This is a genomic window from Periweissella cryptocerci, from assembly GCF_004358325.1.
GTDB classification, from domain to species: domain Bacteria; phylum Bacillota; class Bacilli; order Lactobacillales; family Lactobacillaceae; genus Periweissella; species Periweissella cryptocerci.
In genome coordinates this window covers 1,646,454-1,670,009 of record NZ_CP037940.1, presented here as the reverse complement: position 1 = coordinate 1,670,009, position 23,556 = coordinate 1,646,454, and the positions used below count along the sequence as shown (strand labels likewise).

Sequence of the window (23,556 nt, the reverse complement as noted above, 5' to 3'; positions counted from 1 at the left end):
CGTTAATTCAGCGGTGCCCGATATTTCGCGTTCATCCGTTGCCGTTGTTCTTCAACATGCTGACTGGCTTGTTGGGTTGGTAACCCAGCTTGCACCGCAGCTTTGTATTCGGCTTGTTGGGTTGCGTAATCGGCGGTTTGCAGTTGCGCATGCAGTTGATCAAGGACATCTCCCTCGTGTTTTGTATTAGTTCCCGTCACCGCTTGAAGCGTTGTTAATTCTTGTTCTGTAACTTGCTGCAAGGTCATTTCAGCTTGATACCAATCTGCTTCTGCCGCCTTAAACTTAGTTAATTGGCCATATTTGTGCGCACTGGCAATGACTTGTTTATTCGTATCAATCAGGGCTGCCAAATGTGGCGTCGCGTTTTGCAATTGTGCGACCGAAGCGGGTGTCATATTATCCTGTACCAATTGGGTGTACGCCGCAAGGTAATTCAAATAGGAGCTATTAACTGCATTATAAGTATCACTCAATAAGCGATATTGTCCGACCGTGTCAGCTTGTTCAAATGCAGCACCTTTAATTGGTTGTGGCTGTGCAATTTTCACAATTTTGGGTTTATTACTGGTTTTATTTTGACTTGTATTTGTACCACAAGCTACCAAAGTAAAAACTAGCAAAAAACTCATCACGGTAATTAATATTTTTTTCATGCTGGCTCCTTATACTAATAAAGCTTTGTTAATTTGTGTTGCGATTCACTACTCGGGCTAGTGCACGCCCGCAGTAATCATTTAAAATCATGCTTGGTTTAACCGAACGCAGGAACCTAGAAGAAATACTGTAAATCAGACGCCATCGTCGGATATGCCATGATATTAGCTTGAGCATCCGCTAAGGTCCATTTTTGATTAATTGCATTTGTCAGATAATTAATTAACTGATCAGCTTCGGTTGCCAATACACTAGCGCCAATCAACTGTCCAACTTCATTCGTTGCGATTTTAACTTTAGCCACATTTTCGCCAATTCGGCGATACGTAAACCAGCCCGTCACGTCAAAGGTTGTTGCCGTGGCTACCGCCCCCGCTTGGGCTAATTTGGGTGCTCCATACACTACCGTGGGAATTGCGGTGTACTGAATTGGTTCTTGGTTACCCGCTAGAACCGCGGCAACATAACGCCCTTCAAATGATCCAACTGGCGTTAATTTTGGTACTGCTGTATCGGCAACATCACCGATTGCAAAAATATTCTGTGCGCCCGTCCGTAACTGCTGATCAACTTTAATCCCGTGCCGTGACCATTCAACATCTAAGGCATCCAAATTCAAATCATCAATATTTGCTGGCCGCCCGGTAGCCGCAATAACCATTTCACTACGATAATTTTCAGTCGCAGTGGTGATTTCAATTGTGTTTTCCTGTTGTGCTAATGCTGTGACCGCAACATTCTTGACGATTTTAATTCCACGTTGCGTTAATTGCTCGACAAAATCGGCGACCAACTCTTGATCAAATGCTGGCAAAATTGTTTCACCATGCGTCAAAATTTGCACATTGCTTCCTGCCGCATTTGCAATGACTGCTAATTCAAGTGCCACGTAGCCTGCACCAACGAAGGTAATGCTAGCTGGTAATTTTTCCATTCCTAAGAAATCTTCACTCGTTTTAGCTAACTCACCACCGGGAACTGTCAGGGTTGCTGGTCGTGCACCAGTCGCAATAATCCAGTTATCAGCGGTTATTCGTTCATTTGCAACTAGCACCTCGGTTGCCGATTGAAAGCGCGCTTTCCCTTGATACGTTGTGATACCAGCGGCTGTAACACTACCAAATGTTCCACGTGAAACAGGGTCCGTGAACGTCTTTTTAGATGTCATTAACTCTGGCCAATTAATTGTTGGTACCCCTTGGACGCCTTTTCCTTGTAACAACTGTGCATACTCTTTGGCTTCAACCGCAGCTAATAAAACTTTCTTCGGGTCACAACCGTAATTAGGACAGGTGCCACCCCATAAATATGATTCAATCATGACAACTTGCTTACCTTGTGCCTGTAAAGCAAATGCAGCTGCTAAGCCCGCTGGCCCAGCCCCAATAATTCCAACATCATATTTTTTCATCAGTTCACTCCCCATTTCTACTATTACGTCTATTATAACAAATGCAGCAAATCATTCAGCGTTTCACCCAGAATGAATATCATGGTGTTCCATCGCTATACTAACCAGAGCTGCATTCCTCACAAGTCACAAAATGGTCCGCTTCCGCCCTATTTATTTAATAAGGTGAAAATCGGACCATTTACTGTCGGACAAAATATACTAGCTCTGAAAAACTTATTTTACAATTGTTAAAAAATCACCACTGTTAATACCTAATTTAGCCAGTTCGGCTTGCGAAAGATGAATTCCATCTGAACCTGCCACAACTTTAACTTGCTGATCTAGCTTGAAGAACGCCCTGACGAAATCGTTGGCCGGGGCTGCTAATAACTCGCTTGGTGGCGCAATCTGCAATAGCTCACCATTTTGCATCACACCAATGCGATCCGCCATCTTCAAGGCTTCATCCGTATCATGGGTCACAAAGACAATCGTCTTATGGACTTGTGCTTGGATTTCTAACACAAAATCTTGTAGTTGCGTCCGGACCAACGGATCAAGGGCGCTAAACGGTTCATCCATCAACAGTACTTCGCCGTCCATTGCCAACGCCCGCAAGATTCCAATGCGTTGCTGCTCACCACCAGATAACTCCTGTGGCATTCGGTTGCGATACTGCGCTGGATTCAAATTAGCCCGCCGGAGTAATTCATCGACTTGGGTGGCAATCTGTTTTGGATCTTGTTTTTGCATTGTGGGCACGACCCCGATATTTTCGGCGACCGTCATATGTGGAAACAGACCAATCGACTGCATCACGTAGCCCATTTGCCAACGGAGTGCTTGTGCTGGATAACTTTGCACATCTTTACCGTTAAACTCAATTACCCCCGCATCGGCATCCAGCAAACGATTAATCATTTTCATCGTCGTTGTCTTACCTGAACCAGAGGAACCAACTAACACAAAAATCTCATTATCATTAATAGTAAAATTCAAGTCTGGTATCACAACTTGATTATTAAATTTTTTCATAACATGTTTAAATTCAATCATTGTGATCCTCCGTTATTTCGCTAACAAATGATGGGTTGTTAAATACTGATGAGCAACAACACTTGGCTGCTTATGCTGACTATTAACAGCATAGTTCATCGCTTGCATGTCCGTTTCGCTAATCTTACCTGCCAAGCGATTCAATGCTTTAACAACTGCTGGATGCGCCTGTGCAAAGGCATCCGTCATCAGCGGTGCTCCCTGATATGGCGGGAAGACACCCTTGTTGTCTTTTAGAATCACTAAATTATATTGTTTAAGTTGTGAATCCGTCGAGTACGCATCAACCAAATTAACTTCACCAGCATTAATTGCTTCATAACGTAATTGTGGATCCATCGCTTTAGCCTTAATATTCAAACCATAGACCTTATTAACACCCTTGAGACCATTATTCAAATCAATAAATTCCAACGTCATGCCGGCTTTAATGTTGGGGAAATGGGTAAGGTCACCAATGGTCTGCAAATTATACTTTTTAGCGTCGCTTTGACGAACAGCCATCGCATAAGTATTGTTATACGCCATTGGTTTTAACAAGGTCATTTTGTCTTCTTTTTGAATTAATGCCTTAGCTTGGGCATACGTTGCTTGGGCAGTTAAATGTTGCCCGGTGACTGGATTCTTAACGAGACTTTCTAACACCGTCCCCGAAAATTCCGGATAAATATCAATTTGTTTATGTTTCAACGCATTAAATAAAAAAGTCGTTTTCCCAAAACTTGGTTTCAGAATTACTTGGGCTTTCGGGTCTTCCTTAATTAAATCTGCGTACATATTGATTAAAATTTCCGGTTCGGAGCCTAGTTTACCAGCAATCACAATTGGCGTTTCTGCCCGTGATTGATATGCCTGGACACCACTGGCGCCACCAATTAGTACCAACAGCGTCACAATACTAATTACAACGGTCCGTGGTTTTGCCCTTTCGAGTCGTTTAATTATTAAACTCAGTATAATGGCCAGCAACGCGGCACTAATTGCGCCAATCAAAATCAAACTAGTATTATTCCGATCAATTCCTAAGAGAATAAAATTGCCCAACCCGCCGGCACCGATTAAAGCCGCCAAGGTTGCCGTTCCAACAATCAACACCAAAGCCGTGCGAATTCCTGAAATAATAATAGGCAACGCCAGTGGTAATTCGACCTTGCGCAACCGGCGCCACTTTGAAAAACCAAGCGCATCGGCCGCTTCCAATAGTGCAGGATCGATACTCGTCAACCCCACGTAAGTGTTTTGAAAAATCGGTAGTAGGGCATAGACGATTAACGCAATCAACGCTGGAGCACTACCAATCCCAACTAACGGAATCAAAAGCCCTAATAATGCTAATGATGGAATTGTTTGTAGCACGGAGGTAACTTGTAAGATGAATTCAGCAACCCGCCGTCGTTTAGTAACCCAAATCGCCAAAGGAATGGCAATAGCGCTCGCCACTAGCAAGGCGACTAGTGATAGTTGTAAATGGACCCAGAGCGCACTAAACAGCTCTGAATGCCGTGTTTGGAGTGTTGTCCAAAATTGTTGCATATCTGCACCTACTTATTATTTATTAGTCAATCTTAACGCAATTTATTTATAATAAAAAGCGAACACGCTACAATTTTTGTAATTAAATGTTGGACCGTAAAACTTCACGCAGCGAAAAAATCGCTTCGAAAAGCGATTTCAAATTACTATTAAAAATTACGGAATTGGCGTGTAATTACATAGATGTTTAAAGCTTCGCGCACAAATGTTGTTTCATTGGCGTTAAACCAGATTTCTAACCACCGTGTTTGTGCCCGTTCAAAGGCCGTCCGTGATTCATAATCTGCGCGATCTTTATAATAAATTGATAAATTGATGACGGTTTCTGATCCTTCCATCCGTTCCGCAAACTCCATGCCAATATTATTAGCGACACCTTCAGGCGACTCGAATTGAGCACTTGCCGATTCAGCAAATTTTGCATTCATGATTGGTGTATCGATTGTTTTGAAACGGTAGATAAATTCAGCTTTTAACATTAGTGGCTTCCTCTTTGTAATTTCTATTTAGTGTCGGCATTCTTTAGTTACAATATTTGTTTATCGCAACCCCATGACTTATACTATATAGACTATCTGTAATCAACTATTGTAAAAAAAGGACATCTTATGTGGTTAACGTTAGCACCAGAAATTTTAAAACCGTTTATTAATCAGATTGTCTACAGTACTGCCGAGGCAAATGATGCTCCCTACACCGTTCCAGCTGGTAAGTATCATGTCCTTGGCTTCCAGTTAACTGGTCAGCTAATCCGGCTTGAGGACGTAACTAAGCAACCCTTAACAACGCTTGGAATTACGGGTTTAGCCATTAGTGCTACGACTTATCAATCCGTGGGGGCAACTTCATCCATCCTCGTTTTCTTCGAACCTGGTGCATTAGCTGCCTTAAAAATGGTTGATCCCCGTGACATAACCGGCGCTAGTGTTGATTTACAATTAATTACCAGGCAGGCAAACTCTTGGTTTGATTTACAAGAACGTTTAATTGCTCAACAACTCGCACCTATCAAAATCGTGAATCAAGTCATCGAATGGTTATATCAACGAATTCAGACATATGAACCCAATATGTGGCTCCAACAAACCATCGCGCTAATCAATCAAAATCACGGTCAACTTTCACTAACTGACCTATCACACGAAATGTTACTGTCATCCAAACAACTACAGCGGCGATTCAGTGCCAATGTCGGCTTAACTGTGAAAAGTTATAGTGAACTCATCCAATTTGATTATCTCGGACATCAGACCTTCACCAATTTAGCCGACGCTGCAATCATTGGGAACTATTACGATCAAGCACACTTCACCAAGATGACTAAACGACTTACTGGTCAAACACCAAAACAATATTTTAAACTTGATTAACACAATAAAAGGGCCAAGAACATTTAATTGTTCCGGCCCTTTTTAATTTCTTCATTCTCGATGCTGCGGTTTTTTATTAACTTCGTGGCGCTCATCACGTTTCAAAAAATGCGTCTTACCCCAATTATCATTCACGATTTCAGCTTTTCGCTCTTTTTCTAAACGTGCCATCGTATCATTATGGTTCAATATTGCGATAATCGTTGCCCCAACTAGCGCGATTTCAGCAACTAGGTTTAACCAGATTAGCAAAATAATAATTGATCCAATCGCTTGATAGAAACTATATCTAGAAGCCGCAATACTAACATAAAATCCAAATACTTGTGTTAATGCTAAAAAACCAACAACCTCAATCATACTACCAATCAATGCCCACTTAAATCGTGGTCGTTTCGCTGGTAAGGCATAGTTCAATAGCAATACCCCGAGAACCAATATCACAATAACGACTGGCCATTTAGCCCCTTCAACCAGGTGCACCCACCGTTCTGCACCTTTAAGTGCTTCAAGATGAGTAAGCACCGTTTTGCTGATGGTTGTCAGGAAAATCAACGTCCCCATCAAGGCAATCACGGCAATAATCCAAATCATCGAAACAAAGCGACCTAAGATTGCTGGCCGGTTACTTTTCACATCATAGATAATATCAAGCCGCTGCCGGAAAAGAGCAACCAACTTGCTCAATGACCATAACGTCACAATCAATCCGACTGAAAATAGTCCCACACCTTGATGCCCCAAGATGGATTTAATGATTGGTGCTAATACGGTATATATGTTCACAGGCACCGCTGTTTTCAAGTATGCGAGCGCGCTGCTAAGTTTAATCCCAATGTAAGGTAACATGGATCCAATCGCAATGACGGCCGGAAAGAGGGCTAATAGTGCATAGTAGGCAATGACGGCACTCGCATTACTAATGTCAGCACGGTTAAAGTATTCAATAAACAACTTTAACGTTTTATTACCGAGTATTTTTTTTATAATTTGCACGATTATCACCTCCTTGCACCAGACTCGTCATTCTTTATTTTATCATACACAATCATTTTGACCGTTCTGTGAATTGTATAAAAATAGGCACATGTCTTGAATTACGTTTACAATTATTTAGTTTAAATCAGGGACAGCATTCAATCGAGGGTTGTCTCCATTGAGTTCAATATCAACTAATTGAGCCCTAAACACAGAAAAACCGATGAAATTAATCATCGGTTTTTCTTCTTTGCATGGCGACGTCCTATCCTCGCAGGGAGCGATCCCCCAACTACTTTTGGCGCTACAGAGCTTAACTTCTGTGTTCGGCATGGGAACAGGTGTATCTTCTGCGCTATCGCCACCACACTTTTTTTGTGTGAGCTATTAATTACTTAATCTCTCAAAACTGAATACTATCATTTATTACTTAATTAATCTTACCGGACACCACTTCGTGGTTAAGTCCTCGACCGATTAGTATTAGTCCGCTCCATGCATCACTGCACTTCCACTTCTAACCTATCTACCTCATCATCTTTGAGGGGTCTTACTTTCATAAAGAAATGGGAAATCTCATCTCGAGGCGAGTTTCACACTTAGATGCTTTCAGCGTTTATCTCATCCATACATAGCTACCCAGCGATGCTCCTGGCGGAACAACTGGTACACCAGAGGTATGTCCATCCCGGTCCTCTCGTACTAAGGACAGCTCCTCTCAAATTTCCTGCGCCCGCGACGGATAGGGACCGAACTGTCTCACGACGTTCTGAACCCAGCTCGCGTACCGCTTTAATGGGCGAACAGCCCAACCCTTGGGACCGACTACAGCCCCAGGATGCGATGAGCCGACATCGAGGTGCCAAACCTCCCCGTCGATGTGGACTCTTGGGGGAGATAAGCCTGTTATCCCCAGGTAGCTTATCCGTTGAGCGATGGCCCTTCCATGCGGAACCACCGGATCACTAAGCCCTACTTTCGTACCTGCTCGACTAGTCAGTCTCACAGTCAAGCTCCCTTATGCCTTTACACTCTACGAATGATTTCCAACCATTCTGAGGGAACCTTTGGGCGCCTCCGTTACCTTTTAGGAGGCGACCGCCCCAGTCAAACTGCCTGCCAGACACTGTCTTCCACCACGATTAGTGGTGTGAGTTAGAGTGGTCATACAGCGAGGGTAGTATCCCACCAACGCCTCAATCGAAACTAGCGTCCCGATTTCTACGGCTCCTACCTATCCTGTACAAGCTGCACAAACACTCAATATCAAGCTACAGTAAAGCTCCATGGGGTCTTTCCGTCCTGTCGCGGGTAACCCGCATCTTCACGGGTATTTAAATTTCACCGAGTCTCTCGTTGAGACAGTGCCCAGATCGTTACGCCTTTCGTGCGGGTCGGAACTTACCCGACAAGGAATTTCGCTACCTTAGGACCGTTATAGTTACGGCCGCCGTTTACTGGGGCTTCAATTCTGACCTTCGCCGAAGCTAAGCCATCCTTTTAACCTTCCAGCACCGGGCAGGCGTCAGCCCCTATACGTCATCTTACGATTTTGCAGAAACCTGTGTTTTTGATAAACAGTCGCCTGGGCCTATTCACTGCGGCTGACCTTGCGGTCAGCACCCCTTCTCCCGAAGTTACGGGGTCATTTTGCCGAGTTCCTTAACGAGAGTTCTCTCGCACACCTTAGGATTCTCTCCTCGACTACCTGTGTCGGTTTGCGGTACGGGCAAATGTATTCTAACTAGAAGCTTTTCTCGGCAGCGTGAAATCATGAACTTCCCTACTTAAATTTCGGTCCTCATCATCGCTTGTCCTTGAAGATAAAAGCATTTGACTCTTATCAAGACTTACGATTTAAACGCACATATCCAGCAGTGCGCATTCATTATCCTTCTGCGTCCCTCCATTGTTCAAACAAATACACTGGTACAGGAATATCAACCTGTTATCCATCGACTACGCCTCTCGGCCTCGCCTTAGGTCCCGACTAACCCTGGGAGACGAGCCTTCCCCAGGAAACCTTAGTCATTCGGTTGGAACAGGATTCTCACCTGTCTTTTCGCTACTCATACCGGCATTCTCACTTCTAAGCGCTTCCACCCAGTCCTCACGGTCTAGCTTTCATTGCCCTTAGAAACGCTCTCCTATCGCGCCACTACGTGGCACCCGCAGTTTCGGGTAATATGTTTAGCCCCGGTACATTTCGGCGCAGAATCACTCGACTAGTGAGCTATACGCACTCTTTAAATGGTGGCTGCTTCTGAGCCAACATCTAGTTGTCTATGCAACTCCACATCCTTTTCCACTTTAACATATATTTAGGACCTTAACTGGCGGTCTGGCTGTTCCCCTTTTCGACGTGGATCTTAATCACTCATCGTCTGACTCCCGACATAAATCAACGGCATTCGGGAGTTTTATCTGAATTTGTAACCCGAGATGGGGCCCCTAGTCCAAACAGTGCTCTACCTCCGTGATTCTAATTCGAGGCTTAGCCCTAAAGCTATTTCGGAGAGAACCAGCTATCTCCAAGTTCGTTTGGAATTTCACCGCTACCACACGTCATCCCAGCCTTTTTCAACAGACACGGGTTCGGACCTCCAGTGCGTTTTACCGCACCTTCATCCTGCACATGGGTAGGTCACCTGGTTTCGGGTCTACAACAACATACTATATTCGCCCATTTCAGACTCGCTTTCGCTACGGCTCCGGTCTTTCCACCTTAACCTTGCATGTTATCGTAACTCGCCGGTTCATTCTACAAAAGGCACGCTATCACCCATTAACGGGCTCTAACTTATTGTAAAGCACATGGTTTCAGGAACTAATTTCACTCCCCTTCGGGGTGCTTTTCACTTTCCTCACGGTACTGGTTCACTATCGGTCACTAGGGAGTATTTAGCCTTGCGGGATGGTCCCCGCGGATTCCGACGGAATTTCACGTGCTCCGCCGTACTCAGGATCCAGAACGGAGGCTATAACATTTCGATTACGGGGCTATCACCCTCTCTAGCTCAACTTCCCAGTTGATTCATCTATGTTATAACTTGGTAACTCCAATGTTCTGTCCTACAACCCCTAGAAGCAAGCTTCTAGGTTTGGGCTCTTCCGATTTCGCTCGCCGCTACTACCGGAATCGATTTTTCTTTCTATTCCTGTTGCTAATGAGATGTTTCAGTTCACAACGTCTACCTTCATCCTGCCTATATATTCAGCAGGTGATAATTACTCACGTAATTGGGTTTCCCCATTCGGAAATCTCCGGATCAAAGCTTACTTACAGCTCCCCGAAGCATATCGGTGTTAGTCCCGTCCTTCATCGGCTCCTAGTGCCAAGGCATCCACCATGCGCCCTTATTAACTTAACCTTAGTATCTTTCGATTACGGTTTAATTTTTGAGCGGTCAACTTGGTAGTTGACCTTTAAAGCGAGATAAAACTATTGTTTTAAAACTCAAAAAAACGCGATGTTCTCGGCTCAATTTAATAATATAAATATTAAAAATTGAATTGATTAATTAATTTAAATGATAGTATTCAGTTTTCAAAGAACAAGTTTGAGAGTAGACCTCTCAAAACTAAATAAAGTTTTGACAAATGTGTAAGTTTCCGTATTATCCTTAGAAAGGGAGGTGATCCAGCCGCAGGTTCTCCTACGGCTACTTGTTACGACTTCACCCTAATCATCTATCCACCTTAGGGCGGGCTGGCTCCCGAAGGTTACCCCACCGACTTTGGGTGTTTACAAACTCTCATGGTGTGACGGGCGGTGTGTACAAGGCCCGGGAACGTATTTCACCGCGGCGTGCTGATCCGCGATACTAGCGGATTCCGACTTCATGTTAGTCGAGTTGCAGAACTTACAATCCGAACTTGAGGAATGGCTTTAAGAGATTAGCTTAGCCTCGCGACTTTGCGACTCGTTGTACCATCCATTGTAGCACGTGTGTAGCCCAGGTCATAAGGGGCATGATGATTTGACGTCATCCCCACCTTCCTCCGGTTTGTCACCGGCAGTCTCACTAGAGTGCCCAACTTAATGCTGGCAACTAGTAATAAGGGTTGCGCTCGTTGCGGACTTAACCCAAACATCTCACGGACACGAGCTGACGACAACCCATTGCACCACCTGTCACCTTGTCCCCGAAGGGAACGTCCTATCTCTAGGAGTGGTCAAGGATGTTCAAGACTGGTAAGTTCTTCCGCGTTGCTTCGAATTAAACCACATGCTCCACCGCTTTGTGCGGGCCCCCGTCAATTCCTTTGAGTTTTCAAACCTTGCGGTCGTACTCCCCAGGCGAATGCTTAATGCGTTAGCTGCGTCCACTAAAGGGCGGAAACCCTCTAACAACTAGCATTCATCGTTTACGGTGTGGACTACCGGGGTATCTAATCCCGTTTGCTACCCACACTTTCGAGCCTCAGCGTCAGTTACAGTCCAGAGAGCCGCCTTCGCCACTGGTGTTCTTCCATATATCTACGCATTTCACCGCTACACATGGAGTTCCACTCTCCTCTACTGCACTCAAGTTATCCAGTTTCCGATGCAATTCTACGGTTTGAGCCGTAGGCTTTCACATCAGAACTTAAAATAACCGCCTGCGCTCGCTTTACGCCCAATAAATCCGGATAACGCTTGGGACATACGTATTACCGCGGCTGCTGGCACGTATTTAGCCGTCCCTTTCTGATAAGATACCGTCACTCAATGAACAGTTACTCTCACTGACGTTCTTCTCTTATAACAGTGTTTTACGACCCGAAAGCCTTCATCACACACGCGGCGTTGCTCCATCAGACTTTCGTCCATTGTGGAAGATTCCCTACTGCTGCCTCCCGTAGGAGTTTGGGCCGTGTCTCAGTCCCAATGTGGCCGATCAGTCTCTCAACTCGGCTACGTATCATTGCCATGGTGAGCCATTACCTCACCATCTAGCTAATACGCCGCGGGACCATCTCTTAGTGATAGCAGAACCATCTTTTAAACTTGAACCATGCGGTTCTAATTGTTATACGGTATTAGCATCTGTTTCCAAATGTTATCCCCTGCTAAGAGGTAGGTTTCCCACGTGTTACTCACCCGTTCGCCACTGACTGCATTGTGATTAATCTCTCCGAGCAAGCTCTTCGATCATAATCACCACAGTCCGTTCGACTTGCATGTATTAGGCACGCCGCCAGCGTTCATCCTGAGCCAGGATCAAACTCTCAATTTAAAAATTGAGTCTTGATGACTCTTTTGTTATCCTGAATCAATTACCGGGGAGGTAATTGATTCAATTTATTTGCGAAATTGACTTTTGCAAATCTGTACATCTTAGATTCAAAATCTAAGACCCTTACATCATTTGATTGTCAAAACTTTATTCAGTTTTCAAAGATCTACGTTTGCGTTGTCGCTGTGACAACATCTATTTATATTACTCGTTAACCTCTAAGAAGTCAACAACTAATTTAAATTAATTTTTTTCGTTATCTCGTAGCGAGGAATAATTAACCTCTCTGAGACAACTTAAATATCATACCGCTTAGACTATTATCCGTCAACACTTTATTTGAATTTTTTGTGAAGTTTTTGACGCTTCTTTGATAAACCGCTAGTTGTCGGCATTTAGCAGACGTTGTTTCACCCCGCCGTCTTCCATTCTCCCTCAGTTTTGGGCTCATATTGATGCAGTCCACACACTGAGTTAATGGCTTTTTAACAATATCACGCTAACTGCTTAATTTTCAGATAGCTTATTTATCATAATCTACCTTAAATAATTTAGCGTGTGCCTTTTTTTACTAACTGTTTGGTTCATTCATTTTATTATCCCAACACAACATGAGCAATTCATGGTTAGCCACTTTATAAGACATTGTTCTAGGTTACAATGCTTTTGAGAATTTTATCTAGTTAGCTTCCCTTACCATGCAACACCAAACTGTATTACTCACTGTTCATATACCTATTTTCCTGTACGCCAACAAAATAATAATTATCTAAAACGTTTCTTCTAGCAATGTCTTCCTGATTCGCGCTACCACCTACTAGCGTTGTTAACGTGCTTACTGCAAGTATCCCTAATAGGCATATCCATTCATAATACCCCAAAATTTTTGCTTAACTAATTTAGCTTGATCGATACTTAATAGAATGCACCTTAGATATATAGTTAACGTTACTACTATTCACTCATTTGCAATAACGTGGTAACCAAGTAGGCTTGCCTAATCACATACTAGTGGGTATCGAAGCCACTAGGTAATTAGACGTGAATTTTATAACGTCACCTGTAACGCCTGACTAAAAAGACCGCCGCGTAGACCTGATACTTCAAATTCACAACGATCAAAGTATACGGTGTATGTATGACTCAAGCCGGGGCTATCACATTCCCCCCAGTGAACACCTCATTTATTATGTCGTGCTGCTGTACATGCAAGTAGTTTATGTGTTACTCCCACTTCCAGTACAAGTACTACATACAAATAAGATTAAATTACTAGAGCACTCCTCAACTCCTAATATACACTGACTGCTCCATCCTCCAATTGATTCTCCCGTCAACATGCATGGGTAGCTCCTATTTTTGTTTCCACAGTTCTAGCTTGCCTCGGGTTCCACCTGACATTTCGACACGTATTGAATGAACCACACTAACGCTAAACCACGTATTTCACGTTTGTGCTACCAACCCTTTCAAATAACACCAACTGACTCGATTAAACCAAGTACGTGTCACACACATATCCTAAGTAGCTATACTCAGGTATGCCCGTAATGGTATTTTCTACACTAGGTTTCCACGATTGTAAGCTCAAAATCATAGTTGCAACCAAAATTAACATTTTATGTAAATGATTATTTTGGCAAAGCTACATCACGTTTTTTAACGCTAACCCATCGTTTCCCTCTAAGCTAGTTACTACATGTAAACTACTACGTTAGCCGCATCGGTAATAATGCTCACAAACCCAAACTGAGTCCACGTGCTGCGTGCTATCACCGGTTACATTAATCCCATTTGATTTTAAAAGAATTCACTAACAGGTAACAAGGGCGTATATTAGCCACAGGCATTTTTCGGCTTCCATAAACAAATAGCCGGAATCATTTGCCCTATTTTATTACCTGTTTTTTTATTTAATATTATTATTTCCCTTGTGGCACCAGCAAACTACCCTCAAAGCCCCCCCACAACTGCGAGAAATATCATCCCACTAATAATCCAATTTGATTACATAGCTTATTCCACGTTAAGCATGCTGCGCCCAGCATCACGCAATTATGTATCTTTATCGGTTTCTTAAAGAAAATATTGTCCGTGTCCCCCTATAATTTGCTCAATCTATATAGTAATTTGCCACAGTTAATATTCTTGGAAATGGCAAGTTCCAACTAGCTGCACAATAATAAACCAAGTTCCCTAGCAACTTAAGATTCCTTACCTGGACTTGGCAAGTAGTTGGTAAGAACTTGTTGTCTCTGTACAACAAACAATGACTGTATTTAGTCAAAGATACTGCAAGAAAGATTTAGAACGTTTAGTGATTTAAAATTGGTGGCGTAACCCTTCGCGATTGCTAAGATTGTTCCTTTTGGCTACAATTTGCTAAACTCATTCAGTGGTAGTTGAATTATTATAATTGATTGCAGATTAGATCATATATCGTGAAACAACGAATTCAGCCGTTAGTATAAGAACTCAGGGCAAAAAAGTAATTGTTAGAAAAAACAGTCGTAAGATTTCTTCTTTATAAAATCTTACGACCGTTTCTCTTATGTATTTATGTAAGTATTAAAGGTTCTAGCGCGAGATTGTCGTTTCCGTACTTTTAAATCATCGAATTGCTGAGATTTTATTGTCAGTATTGATTTTTCCATGCTACTGCTGTCTGCGATTGATAACTATTTTTCGGTAGTTTAAGCATTATTCCTAACTAACGTAGTGGCCAATTCTATTCAATCCCACGTCAGATGAAATAGAGATGTATTAAATTCAAAATTGACCCTTGCCACTAGTTAATTTAGACATCAAAAGCAATCCTTTCGCATTCGACAAAAAAAGATGAAACCCAAAGGTCTCATCTTTTTAATTTGCATGGCGACGTCCTATCCTCGCAGGGAGCGATCCCCCAACTACTTTTGGCGCTACAGAGCTTAACTTCTGTGTTCGGCATGGGAACAGGTGTATCTTCTGCGCTATCGCCACCACACTTTTTTTGTGTGAGCTATTAATTACTTAATCTCTCAAAACTGAATACTATCATTTATTACTTAATTAATCTTACCGGACACCACTTCGTGGTTAAGTCCTCGACCGATTAGTATTAGTCCGCTCCATGCATCACTGCACTTCCACTTCTAACCTATCTACCTCATCATCTTTGAGGGGTCTTACTTTCATAAAGATGGGAATCTCATCTCGAGGCGAGTTTCACACTAGATGCTTTCAGCGTTTTATCTCATCCATACATAGCTACCCAGCGATGCTCCTGGCGGAACAACTGGTTACACAGAGGTATGTCCATCCGGTCCTCTCGTACTAAGGACAGCTCCTCTCAAATTTCCTGCGCCCGCGACGGATAGGGACCGAACTGTCTCACGACGTTCTGAACCCAGCTCGCGTACCGCTTTAATGGGCGAACAGCCCAACCCTTGGGACCGACTACAGCCCCAGGATGCGATGAGCCGACATCGAGGTGCCAAACCTCCCCGTCGATGTGGACTCTTGGGGGAGATAAGCCTGTTATCCCCAGGGTAGCTTTTATCCGTTGAGCGATGGCCCTTCCATGCGGAACCACCGGATCACTAAGCCCTACTTTCGTACCTGCTCGACTAGTCAGTCTCACAGTCAAGCTCCCTTATGCCTTTACACTCTACGAATGATTTTCCACCATTTCTGAGGGAACTTTGGGCGCCTCCCGTTACCTTTTAGGAGGCGACCGCCCCAGTCAAACTGCCTGCCAGACACTGTCTTCCACCACGATTAGTGGTGTGAGTTAGAGTGGTCATACAGCGAGGGTAGTATCCCACCAACGCCTCAATCGAAACTAGCGTCCCGATTTCTACGGCTCCTACCTATCCTGTACAAGCTGCACAAACACTCAATATCAAGCTACAGTAAAGCTCCATGGGGTCTTTCCGTCCTGTCGCGGGTAACCCGCATCTTCACGGGTATTTAAATTTCACCGAGTCTCTCGTTGAGACAGTGCCCAGATCGTTACGCCTTTCGTGCGGGTCGGAACTTACCCGACAAGGAATTTCGCTACCTTAGGACCGTTATAGTTACGGCCGCCGTTTACTGGGGCTTCAATTCTGACCTTCGCCGAAGCTAAGCCATCCTTTTAACCTTCCAGCACCGGGCAGGCGTCAGCCCCTATACGTCATCTTACGATTTTGCAGAAACCTGTGTTTTTGATAAACAGTCGCCTGGGCCTATTCACTGCGGCTGACCTTGCGGTCAGCACCCCTTCTCCCGAAGTTACGGGGTCATTTTGCCGAGTTCCTTAACGAGAGTTCTCTCGCACACCTTAGGATTCTCTCCTCGACTACCTGTGTCGGTTTGCGGTACGGGCAAATGTATTCTAACTAGAAGCTTTTCTCGGCAGCGTGAAATCATGAACTTCCCTACTTAAATTTCGGTCCTCATCATCGCTTGTCCTTGAAGATAAAAGCATTTGACTCTTATCAAGACTTACGATTTAAACGCACATATCCAGCAGTGCGCATTCATTATCCTTCTGCGTCCCTCCATTGTTCAAACAAATACACCTGGTACAGGAATATCAACCTGTTATCCATCGACTACGCCTCTCGGCCTCGCCTTAGGTCCCGACTAACCCTGGGAGGACGAGCCTTCCCCAGGAAACCTTAGTCATTCGGTGGACAGGATTCTCACCTGTCTTTCGCTACTCATACCGGCATTCTCACTTCTAAGCGCTCCACCAGTCCTCACGGTCTAGCTTCATTGCCCTTAGAACGCTCTCCTATCGCGCCACTTACGTGGCACCCGCAGTTTCGGTAATATGTTTAGCCCCGGTACATTTTCGGCGCAGAATCACTCGACTAGTGAGCTATTACGCACTCTTTAAATGGTGGCTGCTTCTGAGCCAACATCCTAGTTGTCTATGCAACTCCACATCCTTTTCCACTTAACATATATTTAGGGACCTTAACTGGCGGTCTGGGCTGTTCCCCTTTCGACGGTGGATCTTATCACTCATCGTCTTGACTCCCGGACATAAATCAACGGCATCGGAGTTTATTCTGAATTTTGGTAACCCGAGATGGGCCCTAGTCAAACAGTGCTTCTACTCCGTGATTCTAATTCCGAGGCTAGCCCTAAAAGCTATTTCGGAGAGAACCAGCTATCTCCAAGTTCGTTTGGAATTTCACCGCTACCCACACGTTCATCCCAGCCTTTTTCAACAGACACGGGTTCGGACCTCCAGTGCGTTTTACCGCACCTTCATCCTGCACATGGGTAGGTCACCTGGTTTCGGGTCTACAACAACATACTATATTCGCCCATTTCAGACTCGCTTTCGCTACGGCTCCGGTCTTTCCACCTTAACCTTGCATGTTATCGTAACTCGCCGGTTCATTCTACAAAAGGCACGCTATCACCCATTAACGGGCTCTAACTTATTGTAAGCACATGGTTTCAGGAACTATTTCACTCCCCTTCCGGGGTGCTTTTCACCTTTCCCTCACGGTACTGGTTCACTATCGGTCACTAGGGAGTATTTAGCCTTGCGGGATGGTCCCCGCGGATTCCGACGGAATTTCACGTGCTCCGCCGTACTCAGGATCCAGAACGGAGGCTATAACATTTCGATTACGGGGCTATCACCCTCTCTAGCTCAACTTCCCAGTTGATTCATCTATGTTATAACTTGGTAACTCCAATGTTCTGTCCTACAACCCCTTAGAAGCAGCTTCTAGGTTTGGGGCTCTTCCGATTTCGCTCGCCGCTACTACCGGAATCGATTTTTCTTTCTATTCCTGTTGCTAATGAGATGTTTCAGTTCACAACGTCTACCTTCATCCTGCCTATATATTCAGCAGGTGATAATTACTCACGTAATTGGGTTTCCCCATTCGGAAATCTCCGGATCAAAGCTTACTTACAGCTCCCCGAAGCATATCGGTGTTAGTCCCGTCCTTCATCGGCTCCTAGTGCCAAGGCATCCACCATGCGCCCTTATTAACTTAACCTAGTATCTTTCAATACGGTTAATTTTTGGAGCGGTCAACTTGTTTAGTTGACCTTTAAAGCGAGATAAAACTATTGTTTTAAAACTCAAAAAAACGCGATGTTCTCGGCTCAATTTAATAATATAAATATTAAAAATTGAATTGATTAATTAATTTAAATGATAGTATTCAGTTTTCAAAGAACAAGTTTGAGAGTAGACCTCTCAAAACTAAATAAAGTTTTGACAAATGTGTAAGTTTCCGTATTATCCTTAGAAAGGAGGTGATCCAGCCGCAGGTTCTCCTACGGCTACCTTGTTACGACTTCACCCTAATCATCTATCCCACCTTAGGCGGCTGGCTCCGAAGGTTACCCACGACTTTGGGTTGTTTACAAACTCTCATGGTGTGACGGGCGTGTGTACAAGGCCCGGGAACGTATTCACCGCGGCGTGCTGATCCGCGATTACTAGCGATTCCGACTTCATGTAGTCGAGTTGCAGACTTACAATCCGACTGAGAATGGCTTTTAAGAGATTAGCTTAGCCTCGCGACTTTGCGACTCGTTGTACCATCCATTGTAGCACGTGTGTAGCCCAGGTCATAAGGGGCATGATGATTTGACGTCATCCCCACCTTCCTCCGGTTTGTCACCGGCAGTCTCACTAGAGTGCCCAACTTAATGCTGGCAACTAGTAATAAGGGTTGCGCTCGTTGCGGGACTTAACCCAACATCTCACGACACGAGCTGACGACAACCATGCACCACCTGTCACCTTGTCCCCGAAGGGAACGTCCTATCTCTAGGAGTGTCAAGGGATGTCAAGACCTGGTAAGGTTCTTCGCGTTGCTTCGAATTAAACCACATGCTCCACCGCTTGTGCGGGCCCCCGTCAATTCCTTTGAGTTTCAACCTTGCGGTCGTACTCCCCAGGCGGAATGCTTAATGCGTTAGCTGCGTCACTAAAGGGCGGAAACCCTCTAACAACTAGCATTCATCGTTTACGGTGTGGACTACCGGGGTATCTAATCCCGTTTGCTACCCACACTTTCGAGCCTCAGCGTCAGTTACAGTCCAGAGAGCCGCCTTCGCCACTGGTGTTCTTCCATATATCTACGCATTTCACCGCTACACATGGAGTTCCACTCTCCTCTACTGCACTCAAGTTATCCAGTTTCCGATGCAATTCTACGGTTGAGCCGTAGGCTTTCACATCAGACTTAAATAACCGCCTGCGCTCGCTTTACGCCCAATAAATCCGGATAACGCTTGGGACATACGTATTACCGCGGCTGCTGGCACGTATTTAGCCGTCCCTTTCTGATAAGATACCGTCACTCAATGAACAGTTACTCTCACTGACGTTCTTCTCTTATAACAGTGTTTTACGACCCGAAAGCCTTCATCACACACGCGGCGTTGCTCCATCAGACTTTCGTCCATTGTGGAAGATTCCCTACTGCTGCCTCCCGTAGGAGTTTGGGCCGTGTCTCAGTCCCAATGTGGCCGATCAGTCTCTCAACTCGGCTACGTATCATTGCCATGGTGAGCCATTACCTCACCATCTAGCTAATACGCCGCGGGACCATCTCTTAGTGATAGCAGAACCATCTTTTAAACTTGAACCATGCGGTTCTAATTGTTATACGGTATTAGCATCTGTTTCCAAATGTTATCCCCTGCTAAGAGGTAGGTTTCCCACGTGTTACTCACCCGTTCGCCACTGACTGCATTGTGATTAATCTCTCCGAGCAAGCTCTTCGATCATAATCACCACAGTCCGTTCGACTTGCATGTATTAGGCACGCCGCCAGCGTTCATCCTGAGCCAGGATCAAACTCTCAATTTAAAATTGAGTCTTGATGACTCTTTTGTTATCCTGAATCAATTACCGGGGAGGTAATTGATTCAATTTATTTGCGAAATTGACTTTTGCAAATCTGTACATCTTAGATTCAAAATCTAAGACCCTTACATCATTTGATTGTCAAAACTTTATTCAGTTTTCAAAGATCTACGTTTGCGTTGTCGCTGTGACAACATCTATTTATATTACTCGTTAACCTCTAAGAAGTCAACAACTAATTTAAATTATTTTTTTCGTTATCTCCTGCGAAGCAACTAAGTTAGCTACTTGCTTTTGACAACTTTTATATATTACCGCTCATCTGAAACGAATGCAATAGCAAATTGTAATTTATTTCAAATTACTTTTTGGCCGCGAACAAACGCGTGCGTCTAGCGAGTGACGCTGAGCTTAACTAGCACCCCATTACACCAAGCCAAACTTATCTTTTACCAACGCGTGTAACTACATACCTAGCCCACTTAGTTTGGATAATTCTTCGTCCAAGCGTTTTTATTTAGATAATAATTGCCAACTGACCGCCAATTCATTAAATCTTGCTTTAGATAAGCAACCATAACCCGCTTACGTTACTCTGTACTGGAATGTCACCATATGCTTACGCTAGCTGCTGAATAACATGGTATTTTTATTTGCCCTTTATATAGAAGGAATAAACTTTTATGGGTTCAAAATCCGCAAACTCCCACTCATACAATGGATGTTGTATAATATAGCACGAAATAACCAATTGAGATATTTTCGTCTAAAAACGCTATAAAACGTGCATTCTAGCTTGTTATTATAGGCCGAATAGGCTAAAATGAATCAGTATTACATTCATGGAGGAAATCAAGCATGGCTATGAAAAAACCACATAACTCTTGGGCACGCGCTCGTAAAGTTGCTACTACTGACTCTGCCAAAGCAAAACGTAACGCTGAAGTTGTTGCGATTGCACAATGGGCAAAGGGTAAGGCTGACTTACCAGCCAAGGACGCTAAGTAATTAGCTGACTGACTAAGAATTAAATAGAAAAAAGCTCCCAGATATTATTATCTAGGAGCTTTTTCTTTTGCCTGAATATTAGCTGCTACTTTGAATAACCTGGGTTAACCACGTAGTTTTGCTTTTACGTCCACTGTACAATGTTACCTTAAAAAGTTAGGACGTATTTGCCATCAAGGTGCCCGGTCGCACTTAAGCGATGGCCCTCTTCTAAGTTAGCGACATTAAATGGTACTTCACGTTCGATGTTGACATGAACTTTACCACTTCCCAACAAGTCGAATAATTCAGCGAGTGATTCACCGCTACCTTGCATATGAATGTGTTCAGCTTCCACACCTAAAGTTTCGGCCAGCGCTGCATCAGGTTCACCAACTAATGAAACTAGCTTACCGCCGCGCTTCAATACTTTGAGCGAGTCATTCATTGTTTGCGCCCCTAAAGTATCTAATACATAATCCACATCATGGACGACGGTTGTGAAATCGCTGGTGTGATAATCAATAACCGTTACATCCCCGAGGACCGTCAGCTTATCAGCATTCTTGCTACTTGCCGTCGTGTAAACCTTAGCACCACGCAATAATGCTAGTTGAATAGCCATGTTCCCAACACTACCCATACCAGCATGAATCAAAATACTTTCACCAGCTTGTGGTTGCAGGTGATCTTCAATTGCTTGGTACGCAGTTTGTCCTGATAGAACCGTTGCGGCCGCTTGGGTAAATGATACATTTGCCGGAATCAAGCCTGAACTCTTACGCCCCACTGGTACATACTCAGCGTAACTCTTTAAATGGGGTGACGCAGCGACCCGATCGCCAACCTTAAAATTCGTCACTTCTGCGCCAACTTCAACGACAATCCCAGCAACACTGGAACCCTCGATTAGTGGTAGGTCAGCTGCGCCCATTAATCCTTGCGCAAACTTCACATCATATGGGTCAATTGCCGTCGCTTCTTGCTTGACCAAAACTTGTTTACTCGTAATCGCTGGTTGTGCGACTTCAACTGCAACAAACTGATTTTCATCACCAAATTCTTTTAATTGAATTGCTTGCATATTAATATCCCCCAATACAAAGTTTTAAAATCTTTAACAAGGCTATCCTAACTTTTTATTAGTACTTTTGCAAACAAATCATCTCATTAATTCTGCTGTAATTTCACTTTGCATTTTGACACACCAACACAGCGGATACACAAAAAAGTTAGCACATATATCAGCTAACCCTTTACGATTTCTTCATTTATTCGAGTTTTGGAGGTTGCTTCCAGCATAGTGCGCCAAGTAATTTGCTGGCACGCAGTTACTAAGTTTATTCAAAACCACGTCAGACGGAATTACGCTGTGCTTAGCGTCCCACTAACTTTTGTGCCTGATCATCTAAGTAATCCCAAGTAGTAGCTGCGTTTGCAATAAAATCAGCAACAAATGATTCGCCATTGGGGACGATGCTACCTTCAAATTCATGTCCCAAACTAAAGACATCAAAATTGTCAGCGGTCCATTGAATTGAATAGTAGTTACCATCGAGCTTTTCGTCAAACATTTCTTGTAACCCGCGTTTGATGGTTTCGCGAATAACTTCTTCAACTGGCATTTCGTGACCACGCCCCTTCAACATTGCTACTTGGTCGTTAACTTCGGCCATTGTTTGCGGAATTACACCGTTATCCATGATTAATTTCTCCTTGTATTTTACAGCTTCAAAGCCGTTCACACCTTGCCCGCACACATTAGCGCGCCACATCAGGTCTGAACAGTTCCATAATATCTGTACCTACCATAGTAAGTTAGACACTTCTATCTAATTTAATTGTATAATAGTGGGGAATGCGAATCTATACGAAATAAGAAAGAGGTGTATTTCCCGTGGAACAGAAAACAGTCACAGCTGCAGAAATGCAAGCCTACGACAAATACACAATTGAAACAATTGGTTTACCAAGTGCCGTGCTAATGGAACGAGCAGCCTTAAGCGTTGTCGATACGATGGCGGCTGGCGATTTTGATTTATCACGCGTCCTCGTTGTCGTCGGGGTTGGTAACAATGGTGGTGATGGCTTAGCAATTGCCCGGATTTTGCATTTGAAAGGTATTACCGCTGAAGTATTGTTACTCGGCGATGAAAAAAATCTTTCACCCGCAAATCAACAACAGTTATCAATTGCACGTAAATACAACGTCAAAATTGGCCGCAATGTCCGTGACTTCCGTGATTATAGCGTTATCGTCGATGCGCTCTTTGGTATCGGCTTGTCACACGACATTAGTGGTAAGCTCACCGAAGCTGTTAAGAAAATTAACGCTTCTAACCAACCAGTCATTGCCGTGGATATTCCTTCGGGACTTGATGCCACAACTGGTAAAATTCTTGGTTCCGCAATTCGGGCCAACACAACCGTTACATTTGGCTACGTTAAAACCGGTTTAACAATTGGCGACGCTAGCAAACGGGTTGGTACTGTCATTGTCAAAGACATCGGCATTTACGCGCCCGAAATTTAAATAACTAAATTTAT

11 protein-coding genes and 6 rRNA genes are annotated in these 23,556 nt (G+C 43.9%); 3 read left to right on the top strand and 14 right to left on the bottom strand.

Going from position 1 to position 23,556, the window contains the following annotated elements; genetic code table 11:
* Positions 1–2 precede the first annotated feature (2 nt).
* The 5 genes from EQG49_RS07495 to EQG49_RS07475 all read right to left on the bottom strand — a co-directional run bounded on the left by EQG49_RS07495 (position 3) and on the right by EQG49_RS07475 (position 5,118).
* Complete coding sequence (locus tag EQG49_RS07495) at positions 3–656, bottom strand: hypothetical protein (RefSeq protein ID WP_133363388.1); 654 nt, start codon at positions 654–656, stop codon at positions 3–5.
* A gap of 116 nt (positions 657–772) precedes the next feature.
* On the bottom strand, positions 773–2,068 hold the full coding sequence (locus EQG49_RS07490; protein WP_165964828.1) for a dihydrolipoyl dehydrogenase family protein: 1,296 nt from the start codon (positions 2,066–2,068) through the stop codon (positions 773–775).
* Positions 2,069–2,284: 216 nt separating this feature from the next.
* Positions 2,285–3,106 carry an ABC transporter ATP-binding protein gene (locus EQG49_RS07485; protein WP_133363386.1) on the bottom strand — a complete coding sequence of 274 codons (822 nt, stop codon included), beginning with the start codon at positions 3,104–3,106 and terminating at the stop codon, positions 2,285–2,287.
* 12 nt (positions 3,107–3,118) lie between these two features.
* On the bottom strand, positions 3,119–4,639 hold the full coding sequence (locus EQG49_RS07480) for an ABC transporter permease/substrate-binding protein (RefSeq protein ID WP_133363385.1): 1,521 nt from the start codon (positions 4,637–4,639) through the stop codon (positions 3,119–3,121).
* 149 nt (positions 4,640–4,788) lie between these two features.
* On the bottom strand, positions 4,789–5,118 hold the full coding sequence (locus tag EQG49_RS07475) for a hypothetical protein (RefSeq protein ID WP_133363384.1): 330 nt from the start codon (positions 5,116–5,118) through the stop codon (positions 4,789–4,791).
* A 129-nt stretch (positions 5,119–5,247) separates the two neighbouring features.
* On the opposite strand from EQG49_RS07475, the gene EQG49_RS07470 reads away from it, so the two are divergent.
* A complete protein-coding gene (locus tag EQG49_RS07470; protein WP_133363383.1) occupies positions 5,248–6,009 on the top strand; it encodes a helix-turn-helix domain-containing protein in 762 nt (253 codons plus the stop codon).
* A gap of 51 nt (positions 6,010–6,060) precedes the next feature.
* Here EQG49_RS07470 and EQG49_RS07465 read toward each other — a convergent pair whose 3' ends face one another.
* The 7 genes from EQG49_RS07465 to EQG49_RS07435 all read right to left on the bottom strand — a co-directional run bounded on the left by EQG49_RS07465 (position 6,061) and on the right by EQG49_RS07435 (position 20,025).
* Positions 6,061–7,005 (bottom strand): YihY/virulence factor BrkB family protein, encoded by a 945-nt coding sequence (locus tag EQG49_RS07465; RefSeq protein WP_165964827.1) that lies wholly within the window; start codon positions 7,003–7,005, stop codon positions 6,061–6,063.
* A gap of 234 nt (positions 7,006–7,239) precedes the next feature.
* Positions 7,240–7,356 (bottom strand): 5S ribosomal RNA (gene rrf, locus EQG49_RS07460).
* Between the two features lie 88 nt (positions 7,357–7,444).
* A 23S ribosomal RNA gene (locus EQG49_RS07455) occupies positions 7,445–10,358 on the bottom strand.
* A 257-nt stretch (positions 10,359–10,615) separates the two neighbouring features.
* Positions 10,616–12,206 (bottom strand): 16S ribosomal RNA (locus EQG49_RS07450).
* Together the 16S, 23S and 5S rRNA genes form the textbook arrangement of a ribosomal RNA operon.
* A 2,869-nt stretch (positions 12,207–15,075) precedes the next feature.
* Positions 15,076–15,192: ribosomal RNA gene (gene rrf, locus EQG49_RS07445) — 5S ribosomal RNA — on the bottom strand.
* A gap of 88 nt (positions 15,193–15,280) precedes the next feature.
* A 23S ribosomal RNA gene (locus EQG49_RS07440) occupies positions 15,281–18,196 on the bottom strand.
* Positions 18,197–18,451: 255 nt separating this feature from the next.
* Positions 18,452–20,025: ribosomal RNA gene (locus EQG49_RS07435) — 16S ribosomal RNA — on the bottom strand.
* Positions 20,026–20,880: 855 nt separating this feature from the next.
* Here EQG49_RS07435 and EQG49_RS13715 point away from each other — a divergent pair.
* On the top strand, positions 20,881–21,030 hold the full coding sequence (locus EQG49_RS13715; RefSeq protein ID WP_165964826.1) for a hypothetical protein: 150 nt from the start codon (positions 20,881–20,883) through the stop codon (positions 21,028–21,030).
* Between the two features lie 148 nt (positions 21,031–21,178).
* Here EQG49_RS13715 and EQG49_RS07430 read toward each other — a convergent pair whose 3' ends face one another.
* Together EQG49_RS07430 and EQG49_RS07425 are read right to left on the bottom strand one after the other, a co-directional pair.
* Positions 21,179–22,093, bottom strand: coding sequence for an NADP-dependent oxidoreductase (locus EQG49_RS07430; RefSeq protein ID WP_133363381.1), 915 nt, complete (start codon positions 22,091–22,093; stop codon positions 21,179–21,181).
* Between the two features lie 292 nt (positions 22,094–22,385).
* The gene (locus EQG49_RS07425) at positions 22,386–22,712 is read right to left on the bottom strand and encodes a hypothetical protein (RefSeq protein WP_133363380.1); all 327 of its coding nucleotides are present in this window, start codon (positions 22,710–22,712) and stop codon (positions 22,386–22,388) included.
* A gap of 194 nt (positions 22,713–22,906) precedes the next feature.
* Here EQG49_RS07425 and EQG49_RS07420 point away from each other — a divergent pair, with 194 nt between their 5' ends.
* Positions 22,907–23,542: an NAD(P)H-hydrate epimerase gene (locus EQG49_RS07420; RefSeq protein ID WP_243115698.1), complete on the top strand. Its 636-nt coding sequence runs from the start codon at positions 22,907–22,909 to the stop codon at positions 23,540–23,542.
* Positions 23,543–23,556: the final 14 nt, after the last annotated feature.